This is a genomic window from Alicyclobacillus hesperidum subsp. aegles, assembly GCF_027923525.1.
Lineage (GTDB): Bacteria > Bacillota > Bacilli > Alicyclobacillales > Alicyclobacillaceae > Alicyclobacillus > Alicyclobacillus aegles.
This window is the reverse complement of record NZ_BSBJ01000075.1, coordinates 1-17,251: the sequence shown is the minus strand read 5'-3', so window position 1 is coordinate 17,251 and position 17,251 is coordinate 1. Positions and strand designations below refer to the sequence as shown.

Annotated in this window: 14 protein-coding genes and 2 pseudogenes; 10 read left to right on the top strand and 6 right to left on the bottom strand. The window is 47.9% G+C overall.

Annotated features, from left to right (window positions below; translation table 11 throughout):
• Positions 1 to 27 precede the first annotated feature (27 nt).
• The gene (locus tag QMF38_RS14670) at positions 28 to 1,041 is read left to right on the top strand and encodes a substrate-binding domain-containing protein (RefSeq protein ID WP_281759886.1); all 1,014 of its coding nucleotides are present in this window, start codon (positions 28 to 30) and stop codon (positions 1,039 to 1,041) included.
• 83 nt (positions 1,042 to 1,124) lie between these two features.
• Positions 1,125 to 2,762, top strand: coding sequence for a ribulokinase (locus QMF38_RS14665; RefSeq protein WP_281759885.1), 1,638 nt, complete (start codon positions 1,125 to 1,127; stop codon positions 2,760 to 2,762).
• Positions 2,763 to 2,997: 235 nt separating this feature from the next.
• On the opposite strand, the gene QMF38_RS14660 is transcribed toward QMF38_RS14665, so the two are convergent.
• Positions 2,998 to 4,104, bottom strand: coding sequence for an IS110 family RNA-guided transposase (locus QMF38_RS14660; RefSeq protein WP_281759884.1), 1,107 nt, complete (start codon positions 4,102 to 4,104; stop codon positions 2,998 to 3,000).
• 248 nt (positions 4,105 to 4,352) lie between these two features.
• Between QMF38_RS14660 and QMF38_RS14655 the strand changes: the two genes are divergently transcribed.
• The 7 genes from QMF38_RS14655 to QMF38_RS14625 all read left to right on the top strand — a co-directional run bounded on the left by QMF38_RS14655 (position 4,353) and on the right by QMF38_RS14625 (position 12,653).
• The gene (locus tag QMF38_RS14655; RefSeq protein WP_281759883.1) at positions 4,353 to 6,122 is read left to right on the top strand and encodes an L-fucose isomerase; all 1,770 of its coding nucleotides are present in this window, start codon (positions 4,353 to 4,355) and stop codon (positions 6,120 to 6,122) included.
• A 29-nt stretch (positions 6,123 to 6,151) separates the two neighbouring features.
• Entirely contained in the window at positions 6,152 to 7,636 is a 1,485-nt protein-coding gene (locus QMF38_RS14650) for a rhamnulokinase (RefSeq protein WP_281759882.1), read from the top strand.
• Positions 7,637 to 7,670: 34 nt separating this feature from the next.
• Entirely contained in the window at positions 7,671 to 8,324 is a 654-nt protein-coding gene (locus QMF38_RS14645; protein WP_281759881.1) for a class II aldolase/adducin family protein, read from the top strand.
• A gap of 73 nt (positions 8,325 to 8,397) precedes the next feature.
• Entirely contained in the window at positions 8,398 to 8,841 is a 444-nt protein-coding gene (locus QMF38_RS14640; RefSeq protein ID WP_281759880.1) for an RbsD/FucU family protein, read from the top strand.
• Positions 8,842 to 9,816: 975 nt separating this feature from the next.
• Positions 9,817 to 10,758, top strand: coding sequence for an aldo/keto reductase (locus tag QMF38_RS14635; RefSeq protein ID WP_309298708.1), 942 nt, complete (start codon positions 9,817 to 9,819; stop codon positions 10,756 to 10,758).
• Between the two features lie 5 nt (positions 10,759 to 10,763).
• The gene (locus QMF38_RS14630; protein WP_281759894.1) at positions 10,764 to 11,783 is read left to right on the top strand and encodes a zinc-binding alcohol dehydrogenase family protein; all 1,020 of its coding nucleotides are present in this window, start codon (positions 10,764 to 10,766) and stop codon (positions 11,781 to 11,783) included.
• 27 nt (positions 11,784 to 11,810) lie between these two features.
• Positions 11,811 to 12,653: an amidohydrolase family protein gene (locus QMF38_RS14625; RefSeq protein WP_281759878.1), complete on the top strand. Its 843-nt coding sequence runs from the start codon at positions 11,811 to 11,813 to the stop codon at positions 12,651 to 12,653.
• Positions 12,654 to 12,818: 165 nt separating this feature from the next.
• On the opposite strand, the pseudogene QMF38_RS14620 reads toward QMF38_RS14625, so the two are convergent.
• Positions 12,819 to 13,210: pseudogene (locus QMF38_RS14620) on the bottom strand (transposase).
• Positions 13,211 to 13,422: 212 nt separating this feature from the next.
• Between QMF38_RS14620 and QMF38_RS14915 the strand changes: the two are divergent.
• Positions 13,423 to 13,800, top strand: a complete 378-nt coding sequence (locus QMF38_RS14915) for an IS66 family transposase (protein ID WP_390854773.1) — start codon at positions 13,423 to 13,425, stop codon at positions 13,798 to 13,800.
• Positions 13,801 to 13,954: 154 nt separating this feature from the next.
• On the opposite strand, the pseudogene tnpC reads toward QMF38_RS14915, so the two are convergent.
• The 4 genes and pseudogenes from tnpC to QMF38_RS14600 form a co-directional block, all read right to left on the bottom strand.
• Positions 13,955 to 15,538: pseudogene (gene tnpC / locus QMF38_RS14615) on the bottom strand (IS66 family transposase).
• 64 nt (positions 15,539 to 15,602) lie between these two features.
• Positions 15,603 to 15,962: an IS66 family insertion sequence element accessory protein TnpB gene (tnpB, locus tag QMF38_RS14610; RefSeq protein WP_281759877.1), complete on the bottom strand. Its 360-nt coding sequence runs from the start codon at positions 15,960 to 15,962 to the stop codon at positions 15,603 to 15,605.
• Positions 15,956 to 16,279 carry an IS66 family insertion sequence element accessory protein TnpA gene (tnpA, locus tag QMF38_RS14605; protein ID WP_281759876.1) on the bottom strand — a complete coding sequence of 108 codons (324 nt, stop codon included), beginning with the start codon at positions 16,277 to 16,279 and terminating at the stop codon, positions 15,956 to 15,958. Before tnpA ends, tnpB begins: the two co-directional genes overlap by 7 nt.
• Before the next feature lie 360 nt (positions 16,280 to 16,639).
• The coding region (locus QMF38_RS14600; protein WP_281759875.1) for a transposase at positions 16,640 to 17,251 on the bottom strand (612 nt) is incomplete at its 5' end.

The window sequence follows — 17,251 nt, the reverse complement described above, 5'->3', positions numbered from 1 at the left end:
TCGCGATGCACAGGGGGACATGTACAAATGATCTCAAAGAAGCTTCTGTCGGTTTTCTGTGTAGGTGCAGCCGTCGCCGGTGCACTGGCATCTGCGGGGTACATGGTAAGTGCGAGGCAGTCGACTGGGTCAGCAGCGATCGAACCTAGAAAACATTACAAATTTGAGCTCATTACCAAATCTAATGATTCACCTTACTGGCTCGCTGTAAAGGATGGTGCTGATGATGCTGCAAAGAAGTTGGGCGTGACCGTGACGTTCGAGGCTCCGGCTACTGAAACGGATCTTACTACTCAACTGTCCATGTTCAACAACGCAGTGACTGCACATGTCGATGGTATAATTCTGGCGGCGCAGAATCCAACAGCTCTCGTTGCTCCTGTTCAAACAGCTGAAAAAGACGGTATACCCGTAGTTACAGTCGATTCTGGTGTCAGCCCTAACGTGTCCGATAGCTTTCTTGCCACCAATAACATTGCTGCTGCCAAGGCTCTAGCAGAGTACGCAGCCAAACAGGTCCATGGTAAAGGGCAGTATGCCATTATCGATTTTAACCAGGAGTCAAGTACTGGGATCCAAAGACCTCAGGGTTGGCAGGATGGTATGAAGGAATTTCCGAATCTGAAGTACGTAGGTATGCAGCTGAACAATAACAGTATAGCAACAGCCGAGGCCGAAACAGAAACTTTTATACATGCCCATCCAAAGATTAACTTGATTTTCGGTGCGAATGACCGCTGTGCGCTTGGTATTGCTAATGCAATTAAAGCGATGGGACTAAAGGGCAAGGTTTACGTTGCGGGCTTTGATGCGGACATGGGTGAAGTTGGGGCTATTAAAAACGGGCTGATCAACGCTGCCATTCTACAGTACCCGTATCAGATGGGTTATCAGGCGGTAGAAAATCTTGTTTTGATTAAGGAAGGGAAACACGTTGCTAAACAAGTTAACACCCCGTATATGATGGTTACAACACAAAACGTGAAGTCCCCTGCCGCCGTCAAAGCTATTGCCCAATATGTTCCTGGCTATAGAGGCTAATTAGTGTTTGTGGGCATTAGGAATTGTTTCTTAATGCCCAGACTTCTTGCCCATGGATTTTTTGATGGAAGTAGGGTGGACACATGCGGTATTCAATTGGATTGGACTTCGGCACGGAGGCAGCTCGCCTTGTGTGCTTGGATATGAAAACAGGTCTTGAGGTTTCTTGCATTGAGGAGAAGTACCCACACGGCGTCATAGGTGAGTATCTTTGCGAAGGAGAAATCCCTCTACCATCTCTCTGGGCTCTGCAACATCCGGATGACTATGTGCACGTATTGATGAAGGGGATACCGAAACTATTAACCGCATCACAAGTGAATCCAGAACACGTTATGTCAATAGGTGTAGACTTTACCTCGTCTACTGTTATACCTACTCTTGCGGATGGGACCCCGTTATGTAAGGTTGAACCATGGGATAGGCGTCCACATGCGTGGCCGAAACTTTGGAAACATCATGCAGCGCAAGATATTGCCAATCGCTTTAATGTGATTCTAAGAGATTTAGATACACGTACCCTATCTAGATATGGTGACAATATTTCTGCTGAATGGTACTTTCCTAAGCTTATTGAAATTTTTGAAGAGGATCGGGATGTTTACGATGCATGCGATTTTTTAGTCGAAGCAACAGATTGGATTGTTTGGATTCTAACTGGAAGCCTAAAGCGAAGCAGCTGTGCGGCTGGGTATAAAGCGTTTTGGTCTCCGGATACAGGGTTTCCAGACAAGGACGTATTCCGAAGAGTGAGCCCTAAGTTTTTAATGCCGTTTGAGAAAATAGGGAAGCAGTTTTACCCTCCTGGTACGTGTGTGGGACGTGTGAGGTCTTCGCTGGCTTCTCAATTAGGTCTGAGCCCGAATACTGTGGTATCAGTGGGAACGATTGATGCCCACGCGGCATTCCTTGGCTCCGGCATTACCAAGCCAGGAACGATGATGATGGTGATCGGTACTTCTACATGCCATTTAACGCTTTCTGAGCGCGACATCACCGTTCCAGGCATATCTGGCGTCCTTCGGGATGGTATAGTACCAGGGTATTATGCGTATGAAGCTGGTCAGTCCGCAGTTGGCGATATGTTCTCTTGGTTTATTAATGAATTTCTGGATGCAAAGGATGAGGGGACAAGTGACAGAGCGTATAAATTTGAATATTTAAATAATTTGGCGAAAGATATTACTCCGGGAGGCAACGGTCTCATAGCACTAGATTGGTGGAATGGTAACCGTAGCATACTTGGTGACCTTGATTTATCCGGTGCCATTTTTGGCTTGAGATTAGACACTAAACTTGAGCAAATTTACCGCTCACTCTTAGAAGCAACAGCCTTTGGTGCAAAGAGAATTTTAGATAATTTCATTGTTAACGGAATAACTGTTACTAAATTGGTTGCAAGTGGGGGCATCGCACGCAAGAATAGTTTACTAATGCAAATATATGCTGATGTTTGTCAAGTTCCAATTTATGTGCCCAACGTTGAAGAAGTATCAGCTCGTGGGGCTGCGCTCCTCGGAGCGATTGCCGCAGGATACGGATCCAGCGTGGAGCTTTTAGCTGAAAGACTGAAGCCGGAGGGGTACAAAATTTATGTACCCAATCCAAGATTGAGCAGTTTATATTACAAACTCTATGACATCTATTCCACGTTACATGATGTGTTGGGCATTCAACACAGCGGTACATTACATTCCCTCAAACGTAATGAGCTGGACTGATTCTCCAGCGAAAGCTTTAACCGATAACACGCATAATTAAGACCAGCTATCTAATGTCAAGCACTCTTTTGAGTTCTAAGACCCATGAAGGGAAGTGATTTTTGGGCGCATCTATATAAGCCTGTCAGAGACAGATTGGGTTTGAATACTCAGTACAGTCCATTATTCTACGCGATTGGCTCGTATGGCTTCTCGTCACGCAACACGGCATGAATGATGTATGTCAGTTTTCGCGCTACAGCGCCCGTTGCTGCGAGATGATGTTTACCTTTAGCCCGTTTTTGTTCGTAAAAGTTCTTAAGGATTGGGTTGTGTATTTTGGCGAAATTTGCGGCAAGCCAAATCGCCCGTCGTAAGTAAGGCAAACCCGTTTGGACATTCGATTGTGGATTCCGGTAAATTCACCGGATTGACGAACCGACGGATCGATCCTGGCGAAAGCAACGAGTTTCACACCGCTTGGGAATCGGGAGATGTCTCTGATTTCGCCAAGGATGGCAGCAGCCAAGATGGGATCGATACCTGGAATCGTATCAAGATTCGTATCCAAAGCTTTGAGGCGCTTTTCGATCTCGGCATTGAGGAATTCCAATTGCTCCTCCGTGAAACGAATCTGCTGGAGAAGCAGGCGTAATTGTAGTCGGTACGCATCCAGTGCCGTGTCAATGCCGAATGACGAGGCGGCGACAGATTTGAGTTCTTCGGCTTTGTCCGGACCCAGGCGATTCCGGCTGTGTTTGGCGATGAAGGCCGCCAGTTCTTCGGTATCGACTGCAAGGATTTCCTCTGGTGTGGTGTATTCCATCAAGAGCTCGGAGGATGTCTTGCTAAACAGGTCGGAGAAGAGTTGCTCATACTCTGGGAATAACATGTCCAGGACGCTGATAACCTGTCTCTTCAGGTCGGAAATGACGTCAACCAGGCTGAATCGGAATCGGCTCAATTGTCGCGGGGCAACCATTTCGTCGCTGCCGAGTTCTGTCGTGGTGTACCGTCCAAAGCGCAATACCTCGGCGATAATGAATGCGTCTTTCGCGTCATTCTTGGTCTGTCGAATGTACAGGTTGCGAAACGCATCCGACTGAATGGGATTGATGACACGTACTCGAATTCCGTGTTTACGGAGAAACGAGTGTAGTGCCAGCCAGTAGTGACCTGTGGCCTCTAGGGCCACTTCTGTGGAGGATAAGTCGGAATTGACACTCTTCATCCACTGAATGAGCTTCTGGCCACCGGCCTGAGTGTTCGGAAAGCGTAATGTCTTGCCTTGTATTTGACCTGCTGAGTCGATGATACAGGCTTCATGATTGCGTTTGCCGATATCATTACCAACAAAATACACTGCACGTACCTCCAAATGGGTCGGATCCGCACAACCTTGCGATCTACAACCTAGTTTGAGATTCGGAGACAGGGTCAAACCCTCCAACATCCAGCTCATTCGTAAACACTCGCAAGGCGGGGACTACACTCTTTGAGTCGAGAACCTATGGTCCCAAGGAGTACATCGTAGTACCCCGACCACTACGAGAATTTTATCTCAAAACTCTTTGGAGTACGTGACATCAATATACTAGGAGGATAAGAACAATGTCTTATTCGAAGAATCCAAAAATTGGTATTCGTCCGCTGCTTGATGGTCGTGCCGGAGGAATTCGGGAATCTTTAGAACCTGTAACCCGTGGTATGGCGGAAGCTGTATCGGAATTAATTCAGTCGAATCTGCGACATGCTGACGGTACGCAGGTAGAATGCATTGTTGCTGAAACTAGTATTGGAGGCGTCGCTGAAGCCGCAAGCGTGGCAGAGCAATTTTCGAGGGAAGGAGTCGGGCTTTGTATTACCGTTACTCCATCTTGGTGCTATCCCTTGGAAACACTACATCTTGATTCGCGAATTCCACAAGCAATATGGGGATTTAACGGAACAGAGCGTCCTGGTGCGGTCTACCTCGCTGCCGCGCTAGCAGCGATGAATCAAAAAGGGATACCGGCATTTGGGATTTACGGTCGGGATGTACAAGATGTCGGAGATCATCGTGTTCCTCTAGATGTGCGTGAAAAGATACTTTCGTTTGCGAAAGCTGGTTTGGCTATCTCGACCATGAAGGGGAAATCATACCTGTCAATGGGTTATGTATCCATGGGCATCGCCGGATGCGTGGTTGAAGAGGACATATTTCAAGATTACTTCGGAATGAGAAATGAGTATGTCGACATGACCGAATTTGTTAGGCGCATTGAGCGCGGTATCTATGACCATGATGAATTCCAACGTGCAATGGCTTGGGTTGAGAAACATTGTAAGGAAGGAGTAGACATGAATCCGTTGTCGGCAGTTCGCACGCGAGAGCAAAAGAAAAATGACTGGGCTGCTGTAGTTAAAATGTCCATAATAGCAAGGGATTTAATGGTTGGTAATCCCGTATTATCAAAAATGGGATTTAAAGAAGAGAGTATGGGTCACAACGCAATTGCCGCTGGCTTTCAGGGTCAGCGTGCATGGAGCGATCATTATCCAATTAGTGATTTTATGGAGGCTATTCTATGTAGTTCCTTTGATTGGAATGGGATACGTGAACCGATGATTGTCGCTACTGAGAATGACTCAATGAATGCAATTACCATGCTAATAGGGCATTTATTGACAGATCGTGCGCAAATTTTTGCCGACGTGCGTACGTACTGGAGTCCAGATTCAGTGTACAGAGTAACAGGTCATCGCTTAACTGGCATTGCTGAAAATGGTTTAATTCACTTAACGAACTCGGGCCCGGCTAGTCTTGACGGAACGGGGCAGCAGTCGAAGGATGGTCAACCAACTATGAAACCGTTCTGGGAAATAACTGAGCAAGATGTCCTTAACTGCCTTGACGCAACTTCATGGTGCCCTGCTTATGATTACTTCCGCAACGGTGGATTCTCGAGCCACTTCGTGACAAGGGGGGGCATGCCAGTAACGATAGCGCGTTTAAATGTACTAAAAGGAGTCGGCCCAGTTTTACAATTGGCCGAAGGGTATACCGTTGATCTACCCCAGTCTGTGCACGATACTTTAAACCAACGTACCAATCCAACTTGGCCAACAACTTGGTTTGTACCGATCCTTACGGGTAACGGGGCGTTTCGGGATGTGTACTCTGTAATGGATAATTGGGGTTCAAATCATTGTGCAATTAGTTATGGCCACGTTGGAGATAAATTTATTACTCTAGCTTCCATGCTTAGAATTCCTGTAGGTATGCATAATGTTTCTGCTGAGCGAATCTTTAGGCCTCGGGTATGGTCTGCTTTCGGGCATGACGATTTAACTGGTGCGGACTTTAGAGCATGTGCGCATTTCGGACCATTATACAAATGATTTCAGTGGCGGAAAGAGGGGGTGTAACAATGCTTCATGTTGCCTCGGTAGACTTAGGTGCATCAAACGGTAGAGTAATGTTGTGTTGTTTTGATGGTAAGTCGTTAAGTTTAAGGGAAGTAAGGCGGTTCAAGAATGGTCCTACCAAGCTTGCTGATGGACTGTATTGGGATATATACGCATTGCTGGATAATGTGATTGATGGGCTTGTCGAAGCTGGAGAGCTTGGCGGCGATGTTGTATCTATTGGAATAGATACATGGGGGTGCGATTTTGGATTATTAGATAGGGATGGACACTTAATCAGGTTGCCAAATCACTATCGTGACTCGCGTAATGAGGCATACATGTACGAAGTTGTGGATAAATTAGGTAGGGATACGTTGTTCACAATAACAGGGACTCAAATACTGCCTATAAATACCTTATTTCAGCTATACAGAATAGGTCAAGAGAGCCCTTGGGTACTGTCCGAGTCAGTGTCTTTACTTATGATACCAGATTTACTTAACTACTTTCTCACCGGCGAACGCATGTCAGAAAGAAGCATTGCTAGCACAACACAGCTGGTTGACATGTCAAAAGGTTCATGGAACGTTCAACTGCTTGATGACTTGGGGCTTCCGAACCGCATAATGCCTCGCATTGCCACTACAGGTACTGTGCTAGGCAAATTGAGAGCCAATTTATGTGGTGCTCCGCATCTTGAGCGAGTTAAGGTAATTAGTACGGTTTCGCACGACACGGAGGCTGCAATTGTGGCTATTCCTAGTGATTCGAAACGTGTGTATGTTTGTTCTGGAACGTGGTCGTTAATTGGAGTTACACTGGATAATCCGCTAATCAATGCGTCCGTTGCGCAACTCGGTTGGACGAATGAGATTGGTGTATATGGCATTCAATTTATGAAGAATATGGCGGGTTTGTGGATTTTGCAGCAAATTCAAGAATATCTGAGGCTACATGGACAACGACTTGATATAAATACGTTAGTTGCGTTAGCAGAACAGGAGGAAGAATTTCTATTCCTCTTCAATCCAGACGATCCACGGCTAATGGGAGTATCAAACGTGATTTTGACCATCCGGAATATATGCATCGAGACTAAACAAAGAATGCCTGTAACAATTGGGGCAATGGTGAGGGGAGTGCTGGAGTCGCTCGCTTTGAATTATCGTCTTGCCCTAGAGCAACTAGAATCCTTGACAAGTAGACAGTATGATTCAATCTACATTGTTGGGGGGGGGGCACGTAACACTTTATTGAATCAATTCGTCGCCAATGCAACGGGTCGGACTGTTATAGCGGGCTCTACTGAAGCAAGCGCGGTGGGGAATGCCCTTGTACAGCTCTTCTCTATGGGGTATATATCCAGTCGCAATGAACTGGTTGAGGTCGCTACACATTCTCAGCGAACTGTAGAATATACACCATCCGACACAGAACGATGGTCACTAGCATACAGTAAATTTTTGGAAGTTATAGGTGTATCAGTTGTGGACCAAGGACTGTAACTAATGTAAAACCCTGAAGGAGTGGAACTGGACCATGGGAATTGGTATTTGTGATCAACTGACATCGTATGCGCAAGAAATTGTACGAAAGGGCCTTGTGGTCGGTCCGGGGGGGAATATTAGTGCTCGTGACGGTGATGTAATGTATATATCGCCAAGTGGTGTCGATATTGGGGGCATCAGGCCAGAAGAGTGGGTTCAAGTGGAGCTTCCTTCTGGGAAAGTAATTTCATATGGAGCTAGACCTTCATCCGAAATCTTGATGCATCTGGAATGCTACCTCGCCAATCCTAATATTAACGCAGTTATACACACACATCCGACCTTTTGTATTGCACTCTCATGCATTACTAATGAATTACCCACACTATTCCCTGACCAAGCCGCGTTAGTGGGGAAAGTTGGGTTCCTCCCATACATGTTGCCAACCACTCAAGGGTTAGCCCAAATGGTCAAGGATATGATTCAATCTTTTAACGCCATTATATTAGTGAACCACGGACTGGTGACTGTTGGACGTACTCTACGTGAGGCTTATTATCGAACCCAAATTGTGGAGGAGAGTTCAAAAATTTACCTTACAGCTTCAGCGATTACCACACCACGAATTCTAACCGAAGAGCAGGTCAAGGAAATACAGTTGTTGGAGGCTGAAACTTATCGAGTCCAGCTGCTTGGTGACAACTGACAGACTTTTAGTCTAGCGACAGACGCCTTGGTCGCAGAGAGTACAGAGTCATTGAATTTTGGAGGCGACTTCTGTGTTAATAGGGATACCTAAAATTGTTTCACCTGACTTACTGAAGCTTTTGATGGAGATGGGACACGGAGACGAAATCGTGTTAGCTGACGCGAATTTTCCAAGCTCGTCCATATGTCAAAGGGTGATACGCGCTGACGGTCACGGTGTCATCGCCTTGCTTGACGCCATTTTGACATTAATGCCCCTAGATACGTATGTGTCAAAACCTGTAACATTAATGGAAAAGGTTCCAGGTGATAACATAGATACGCCGATCTGGGGTGAAATCGCTCAGGTAATAAACAATCGAAGCTCTCTTACTCAATCTGCAATTGACTGGATGGATCGATATTCCTTTTATGATAGAGCAAGAAAAGCATATGCGGTAGTTGCATCGGGGGAGTTATCGCTGTATGCAAATGTCATCTTGACCAAGGGAGTTGTAAAAGAACTGTCATGTTGAATATGGAGGTGAACACTAATATCTGAAATTATAAGTATAGGATGAGGGCTGATCGATGAACGGCTCACCGCGAAACTTTTACGTAAGAGGTTAAGAACCTTTTGCTGGCACAGTATCTGCGAGCGGTTCGGAGATTGCCCGGAACTAACGGCCTAGCAGCTATTTCGGCCGGGTTACCGAGGTTCATACCCGGCGCTCGGAGATACACTGGGAGTATAGGCAGCGACTTTCTGATCATCGGCAACCTACGAGGCATAACCTAGTGGGTAGAGTCTACAAGGCTTGGGGCAGGACTAGGTGGTCGGGGTACAGAGTTGATCAATAGCGGTGTCAAGTATGATTTTCATTCGTTGTAGGGGCTTTGTAACATAGCTATGTCGGATATGTGGCGAATCTAGATTCTGAATTGCTCGTACTAACCCGTTTGAGTGCAAGTAGTGTGCTGCAAAACTTCCAGGGTGATGTCCAGTGAGCGAGTCGGTGCTGTCGTTTGCCTTCGGTGGATTTATTGTTGCGTTAACCGGGATGCGGACAGATGGCGGCTGCGCTGTAGGTTCGGACACGCAGAAAAAATGGAGTCCATGGCCACTATGCCCGTAGGTCCGCGGAAGTGGAAAGAGCTATCAGGTCTCTGGGACAACACATGGGTGTTTTTGAGATATAAATCCTAATGACTGCCACAAATTATACTACCGTGCGGTTTGTCATGATATCACGGCTAATGGTGGTCTCTATACTTTATAAGGTTATTATCCCTATGAATGCCCATGGGGAAGTTGCGAGAGCAGATGCAGAACATCGCAGCTTCGCTGCTGAGGATAACCCATGCACAAGTCGCGGACTGCGGTACGGAAATTTCGCTTCTGATCTGATCCAACGTATTCTAAGTAAACAGCGAGAGATGGCAGAAAGAGTTGAGGCACTTGTGACTGGTAGATTTCAGTCGGGAATCAAACGATGTGATACAAGTGGGGGGTGTTTTTATTGGAATATAGGGAGTTAATCCACGGTTATAGAGTATCCGCACTAAGTTTTGGTGCGTCGTCTTTGGGAGGTGTTTTTCACCGTGTGAACGAGCGGGACTGCATACGCTCCGTACATGTTGCGCTTACTGGTGGAATCAACTATATTGATGTATCACCATATTATGGCAATTCTAGAGCGGAAAGTATACTTGGAAAAGCGCTACGTGATGTTCCTCGAGACGAGTACATTCTTTCCACCAAGGCTGGCAGGAATAGTGTAGATAGGTTTGATTTTTCGCCTGGAAATATACGTAAAAGCTTAGAACAAAGCTTAAAACGATTGAACTTGGATTATGTGGATATCCTTTTCCTACATGATATTGAGTTTGGCCATCCATTTCAAATACTGAATGAAGCTATTCCAACAGTGAGAGAGTTACAAAATCAAGGACTTGTTCGTTATCTCGGTGTATCAGGTTATCCACTAAATGTGCTTAAGCGCGTTGTGAAAGAAGCTAATGTTGATGTGGTCTTGTCTTATTGTCACTATACGCTTTTAGATAAAAGTTTACTGGAATTTCTGTCCTTGCTTCGTGTCCATGGAGTATCGATTGTAAACGCATCTCCACTTGCTATGGGGCTTCTTACGATGCAAGGCCCACCGGATTGGCATCCAGCAGGTATTGAGATACGTGAAGTTTGCCGTCAAGTGGTTAAGTATTGCAAGGCCCGAGGTGTTGACCTAGCAAAATTAGCGTTGCAGTATTCTGTAACAAATAAAGATATTCCTACAACCTTGGTCAGTACAGCGGATCCGAATGTCATGAAGAGAAATATTGAATGGATAGAAGAGCCGGTTGATGAGGAATTAATTTCCGAGGTATCGAGCATGTTCGAGTTAGTTCGAAATAAAACATGGCCGAGCGGTCAAGAAAAAGTCTGGGAGGATTGAGTTTGATGTTAGCGGTAAGCTGTGAGAAGCCTGGTAACTTAAAAATATTAAACAAAGAGAAGCCGATATGTCGGGATGGGGAGATCCTTGTACGGGTTCGGCGCGTTGGTATTTGTGGTACGGATGTTCATGCCTACCGGGGCGAGCAGCCATTCTTTCAGTATCCACGTATTTTTGGACATGAGATTGCAGGGGTTGTGGAAGAGGTGAGGGATCCCCAGTCTCATCTAATACCAGGGGATACTGTCGCTCTGATTCCCTACGTGTCTTGCGGACATTGCAATGCGTGTCGTCGCGGAAAAGAAAATTGTTGTAAAAATATGGTTGTCCTTGGTGTTCATGCTGATGGGGGAATGCAAGAGTGGATCACTGTGAAAGGAAGACAGCTCATTAAATGCGACAATTTAACATTGGAGCAAGCTGTAATTATGGAGCCCCTCAGCATTGGTGCACACGCGGTTCAAAGAGCCGCTGTTTCTAGACATGATACTGTACTTGTTATTGGTACGGGACCAATTGGGATGGCAGTTGCCGCATTTTCCCGCTTGGCTGGAGCACGCGTTCTGCTTATGGATTCAATATGGACCAGGATGTCCATTTGTGGGGAATGGGCGATGATAGACTCGTCTAATTTTATCCCTGCAGGGATCGAAGCAATTCGGCGTGTAGAACAGATAACTAACGGGGATATGCCAGATGTGGTCTTTGATGCAACAGGAAATACAGCGTCAATGGAACGTGCCATTGATTACGTTGCTCATGGTGGAAGACTCGTTCTAGTCGGCGTTGTAAGTGACTCGCTTACGTATAAAGACTCTGAGATGCATAAGCGGGAAATTAGCTTATTAACAAGTCGTAATGCATTACGGAGCGATTTTGTGCATGTTATGGAGGTCTTAGGTGGTCAGGAACTGGGGGTGGAAGGATATATTACACATCAAGCCTCTCTTGCGGATATTAATCTCGTATGGAAAGCGTGGTTTCAGGAAGCGAGTGGCATTGTAAAGGGTATACTATTGGTTTGACAGTTTAATGAACGGGAGTTGAGAAATGTGATAAACTACCTACCTAGAATAGATGCTCATCAGCATTATTGGTTAATACGCCGTGGGGATTATAGTTGGATGAATGGTGATATGGGCGTACTATATAAAGACTACTTGCCGATTGACTTGGAGCCCGAATTGAAGAAACACAATATTCATGGGAGTATTTTGGTTCAGGCGGCGCCAACGTATGAAGAAACTGATTTTTTGTTGTCGTTGGCGACGCGTAATCAAAGCATCCTAGGGGTTGTTGGGTGGATGAACCCGCAGGACTATGAGTGGGAACGAAGAATTCGAGATTATATGAATCACTGTAAATGGGTTGGGTTTCGTCTGATGATCGAATATATGGAAGATTTGCTGGTATTGCTTAGTGAACCTTGTATTAGTATGTTGAATTTCTGTGCTCGTAATAATATTTCCGTAGACGTGCTTGCGCGTGTTCACCAACTTCCTGCACTTATTAAATTGCTTGAGCGTGTACCAGACCTGCGGGTGGTATTAGATCACTTAGCAAAGCCTGACGTTAGACAAGCTGAATTAGATCCGTGGTTGACTTATGTACGTAACTTATCTAACAATCCAAATGTATTTGTAAAGCTATCGGGTTTAGTGACGGAGGCGGGGGACAAATGGTTGTACACTGACTTTACACCATATATTCACTATGCTTTGGAATATTTCGGTACAGAGCGTGTTATGTTTGGTAGTGACTGGCCTGTATGCCTTACGGCTGCATCCTATGAACAGGTGATTGATATCATCAATAGTAATATACCAAACGACTTCTTGCAAGATGGGCTGTGGGGGGAAAATGCCAGACGGTTTTATGGCATAAAGAGTTTATAGACTTGCGGGTCTGAAGAAGTTAGGTATGTTGACCGCACTATCCGGTAGTTGAAATTTTATTTTGGGGCTGTCCCAAAACCCATTGTAAGATGAGGGAAGGGAACAGCCCCTTTTGTGTTTAGTTGTCTTTTTTTTTTGCCTTCTGTGCTTGCAAGGTAGCTCCTCCTACGCGGATAAGGCCGCCTTCTTCATCAGATTGTGGGCTAAACTTACGAGCCCCACTTCGATGTGCGTCTTAAATAAGCCCCGCAGGTGAAATCTGCGGAACCCGCGATGGCTTTTAGTTGCCCAAACACGCTCTTAACCTCCACCATACGTCTGACTGAGAGTTCTCGGCCTTCCTCACTTGACAGACGTTCCCTTGTCATTTGTTTGTATCTTTGGAGCTCGCGACTTACGCCAATTTGTCGGTTACCCAACCCTTTTGTGCACTGGGCTCGTATCGGGCATGTTCTACAGGTGTCACATCTGTAATATCTTTTCTTCACTCGGTATCCAGTCTCAGTCTTCTCGTATCCTTCGTATCGAAAGGTCAATCGTTGGTCCGCTGCACAGATGTACTCATCTCGTTCTTCGTGAGCGTCAAACTATCGACACTTGACGGTGAACTGAATCTTGTCAGATGATACTCCAATGGGAGTGATGACCGTACCGGAGCCATTGCGAGAAATCTTTGGCGAGCACGCGACGCGGATTTTCACGCAATCACCTGTTATGAGATTACCGATGCCCAAGTCGGCATTTCCGAAGAGTGTTTGCGTCTCCGTCAATGGTGACGTACGTGATGAGGCAACAAGTATGTCAACGGGATGCCATTGCATCGACAGGAACAGCATCTTGCCCGACTAGGATTGGCATCGCAGACAGACGCTGGCCAACTGGGTGGTGGCCGGGGCGACACAGTGGCTCAGCAGGTGTGGCCGGGCTGCATGAGGAACTGTGCTCGCGCCAGTATCTGCATGTGGCAGAGACAACACTGCGGGTGTTGCACAAACAGAAGCGAGCGTCCGAGAAGGATTCGTACATATGGTTATACCGCAGCGGCCGGGATGGAGCGCCGGTTGTGATATTCAGCACCTCAAAACAGAGAAATCTTAAGTATATCATTCTGACACGATTGCTTTTTACCTCACTTAGCTTGCTTTGACCCTCGGCCTCAGGAACTATCTTCCTTCGTACTCAGGCGGTGCTAGAAATGTAAGCGTCAAATCGCGCCCACCTTGCATTCCCGCCTACGGCTGCACCAAACTCATGCATGACGAACAACCCCGCCGGGGAGCCGGCGGGGATGGTTCGCATGGTTATGCTTTTTTGCGACGGTGGCGGATTCCGTCCGGCAGACGGTCGGACCATGGCAGCAAATCGTTCGTCGCCGTCTGGTCGTCAGTCTGGATGTTGGGCAGTCGTTCGAACAGGTACTCCAGGTACAGGTACGGGTTCAGGCCGTTCTCCTTGGCCGTCTCCACTATGCTGTATGCGATGGCGCTCGCCCGCGCGCCCCGTGGCGTGTTCGCGAACAAGAAATTCTTCCGGCCAATCACAAACCGCTTGATGGATCGCTCGCTTCGATTGTTGTCCAGCTCCAGATTCCCGTCTTCCAGGAACGTGGTGAGTTTAGACCACTGGTTCAGGCAATACGAAACCGCCTGTCCCAAGGCGCTCTTGGGCAACAGCTGTTCGCTCTGCTCCTGAAGCCATGCCAAAAACTCGTCCAGCACCGGCCGGCTTAGCCTCTGCCGCTCTGTGTGACGTTCTTCTGGGTTTGCGTCCTTCAGGGCGCGTTCAATTTTGAACAAGCGGTTGCAGTATCAGACCGGTCTTGGCCGCTGTCGGTTTCTTTCGCTCCTCCGCCGGAAGCGCAGTGTGTGCCTCATGAAACTTGCGCCTGGCGTGTGCCCAGCACCCGACCAGTTCACCCCTGGAAGGTCGTTGTACCCGCTGTACCCGTCCACGTGCAGGTACCCCTCGAATCCTTCGAGAAATCGTTTCGGGTGCTCTTTCGAGCGGGTCTCCTGATCATCGAACAGGACAATCGGTGGTCCATCTGCACCACTGCGGTACAACCACATGTACGATGTCGTCTCGGCCGGTCGCCCTGGCTCATGCAGCACCTGCAGCGTCGTCTCGTCCGCGTGAAGATACCGGCGTTTGCGCAATTCCTCATGCAACAGGTGGTATATGAGATCAAGCCACCGCGTCGCTCCCAACACCACCCAATTCGCCAGCGTCTGCCGGGTCAACTGCAGACCCTGCCTGGCAAACTGCTCCTCCAGCCGGTACAGCGGTAAGCCGTCCACGTATTTCTTGTCCATCACATATGCCAACATCGACGCGGATGCCAGACTGCCCGGTATCGTGGGCCTCGGCATCTGTGCCTTGACCATGGGCGTTTCGGTCCCATGCTTGTCGCACGTCCGGCATGCGTACTGTTGTTGCACGTGTTCACGTACCTTTGTCTGTGCCGGAATGTGGACGAGCTCGCGACGGATTGCCACATCCGCCTCGTCCATCACCTCGCCACAACACGGGCACTGACGTTCTTCCTACGACAGACGGTACTCCACCCGTTCGACCGGAAGATCTGCCAGCATGGCATCCCGCTGGCCAGGCTGCTTCTTGCGTCGCTGGTAGGTCACCGTCTCGAGGGTGGGTTCCGTTGCCTCCGGCTCCGCCTCAACCTCGGCCTCGTTGAATACCAGATCTAAGCGCATCTGGTCATTCGCGACGCGTTCGCTGGACTTCCCAAATTGCCGATGACGGGCCAGGCGAAGCTGCTCCAGCAGCAGTTTGACCTGCTTTGTCAGCCCCGCATTCTCACGCTTCAGCGCCTCGTAACGCTGTTGAAAGGCTTCCAGTTGATTTGTGGTCTCCGTCGTCGTGTTCATCATGCAAAAGGATTTCGACACGCTTGCCGAAATCCCTTGACAGATCCTTCTGTGTTTATCGGTCTCACACCACTTTTTTCGCCGTAACCTTGCGGTGCGCCTTTGGTTGGTTGAGTGGCAGTCCATCCAGCAGCCAATTGAACTCCCGCCGGCTAACCACCATGGTTTTCTCTGTCCCTGTATCCGGCCATTCAAACCGTCCCCGCTCCAGGCGGCGGTAAAACAGCCAGAAGCCGTTATGCTGCCAATACAGGATCTTCAGCTTGTCCCGCTGGCGGTTGCAAAACGCAAATGCACAAGGGGAGAACGGGTCCAGTTGAAACGATTCCTGCACCAATGTCGCCAACCCGTCAATCGATTTGCGCAGGTCCGTACTGCCACACGCCAGATAGATACGCTGTTCCGAAATGATTTCATTTAGCACAATGTCATCAGCGTGCGCACCACACCACGCAATAACTCCGGGTTGTAACCGGGTTTGACTTCAATCTCCACTTGGCCGATGCGAACGTGCAGGGGACCTGTATCCGTGGAAGTGTCCATCTGCACAGCCACCCAATCGGTGCTGGATGACGATTTCTCTTGTTGTTCGGCTCGAAACTTGCCAACCCAGTACCAAAGCCGACTTTCGGTGACCTGATTCTCGGCGCACCATTTCGCGGCGCTGAGCCCACTGGCAAGAAATGCTGCCACCCGTGCCTGCCATGATTCTCTCAAACTGGCCCGTTCTGCGCTTGACACGATGATTCCCTCCTTGGTTGATCATGGGGGAATCATCTCAGAAATCTATGTTGCAAGCGAGGTGTGCGCTATTTTACGCACACACTGTATTGGCGTAAGAAGCATAAACGAAGCCGACTGAGCTATACCCAGATTCTACGGGTTTTCCAAAACCTTGGGCTGAAAACGGTCAGCGGATATGGCATGTAGTATAAGCACAAGATGAAGAGCATCGGAAAGCCGGATGCGGGAAAACCGCCTGTCCGGTTTGATGAGGAGGGGGCTGTCCCAAAACCCATTGTAAGATGGGGGAAGGGGACAGCCCCTTTTTTGTTTAATTGTCTTTTTTTTTTGCGTTCTGTGCTTGCAAGGTAGCTCCTCCTACGCGGATAAAGCCGCCTTCTTCATCAGATTGTGGGCTAAACTTACGAGCCCCACTTCAATGTGCGTCTTAAATAAGCCCCGCAGGTGAAATCTGCGGAACCCGCGATTGGCTTTTAGTTGCCCAAACACGCTCTCAACCTCCACCATACGTCTGACTGAGAGTTCTCGGCCTTCCTCACTTGACAGACGTTCCCTTGTCATTTGTTTGTATCTTTGGAGCTCGCGACTTACGCCAATTTGTCGATTACCCAACCCTTTTGTGCACCGAGCTCGTATCGGGCATGTTCCACAGGTGTCACATCTGTAATATCTTTTCTTCACTCGGTATCCAGTCTCAGTCTTCTCGTATCCTTCGTATCGAAAGGTCAATCGTTGGTCCGCTGCACAGATGTACTCATCTCGTTCTTCGTCGTATTCCCAGTTCTCATACCGACTGATGTCTGCTTTCCACCGCTTCGTCCGCTCCTTGTGATAGGTGTTGTATTTCACGTACGCAGTGATTTGCTGTTGCTCAAGGTATGTATAGTTCTCTTCACTCCCGTATCCTGCGTCTGCAATGACAGCCTTGGGAGCCACACCCAAACGCTCCCGAACCTGTTCTAGATGCGG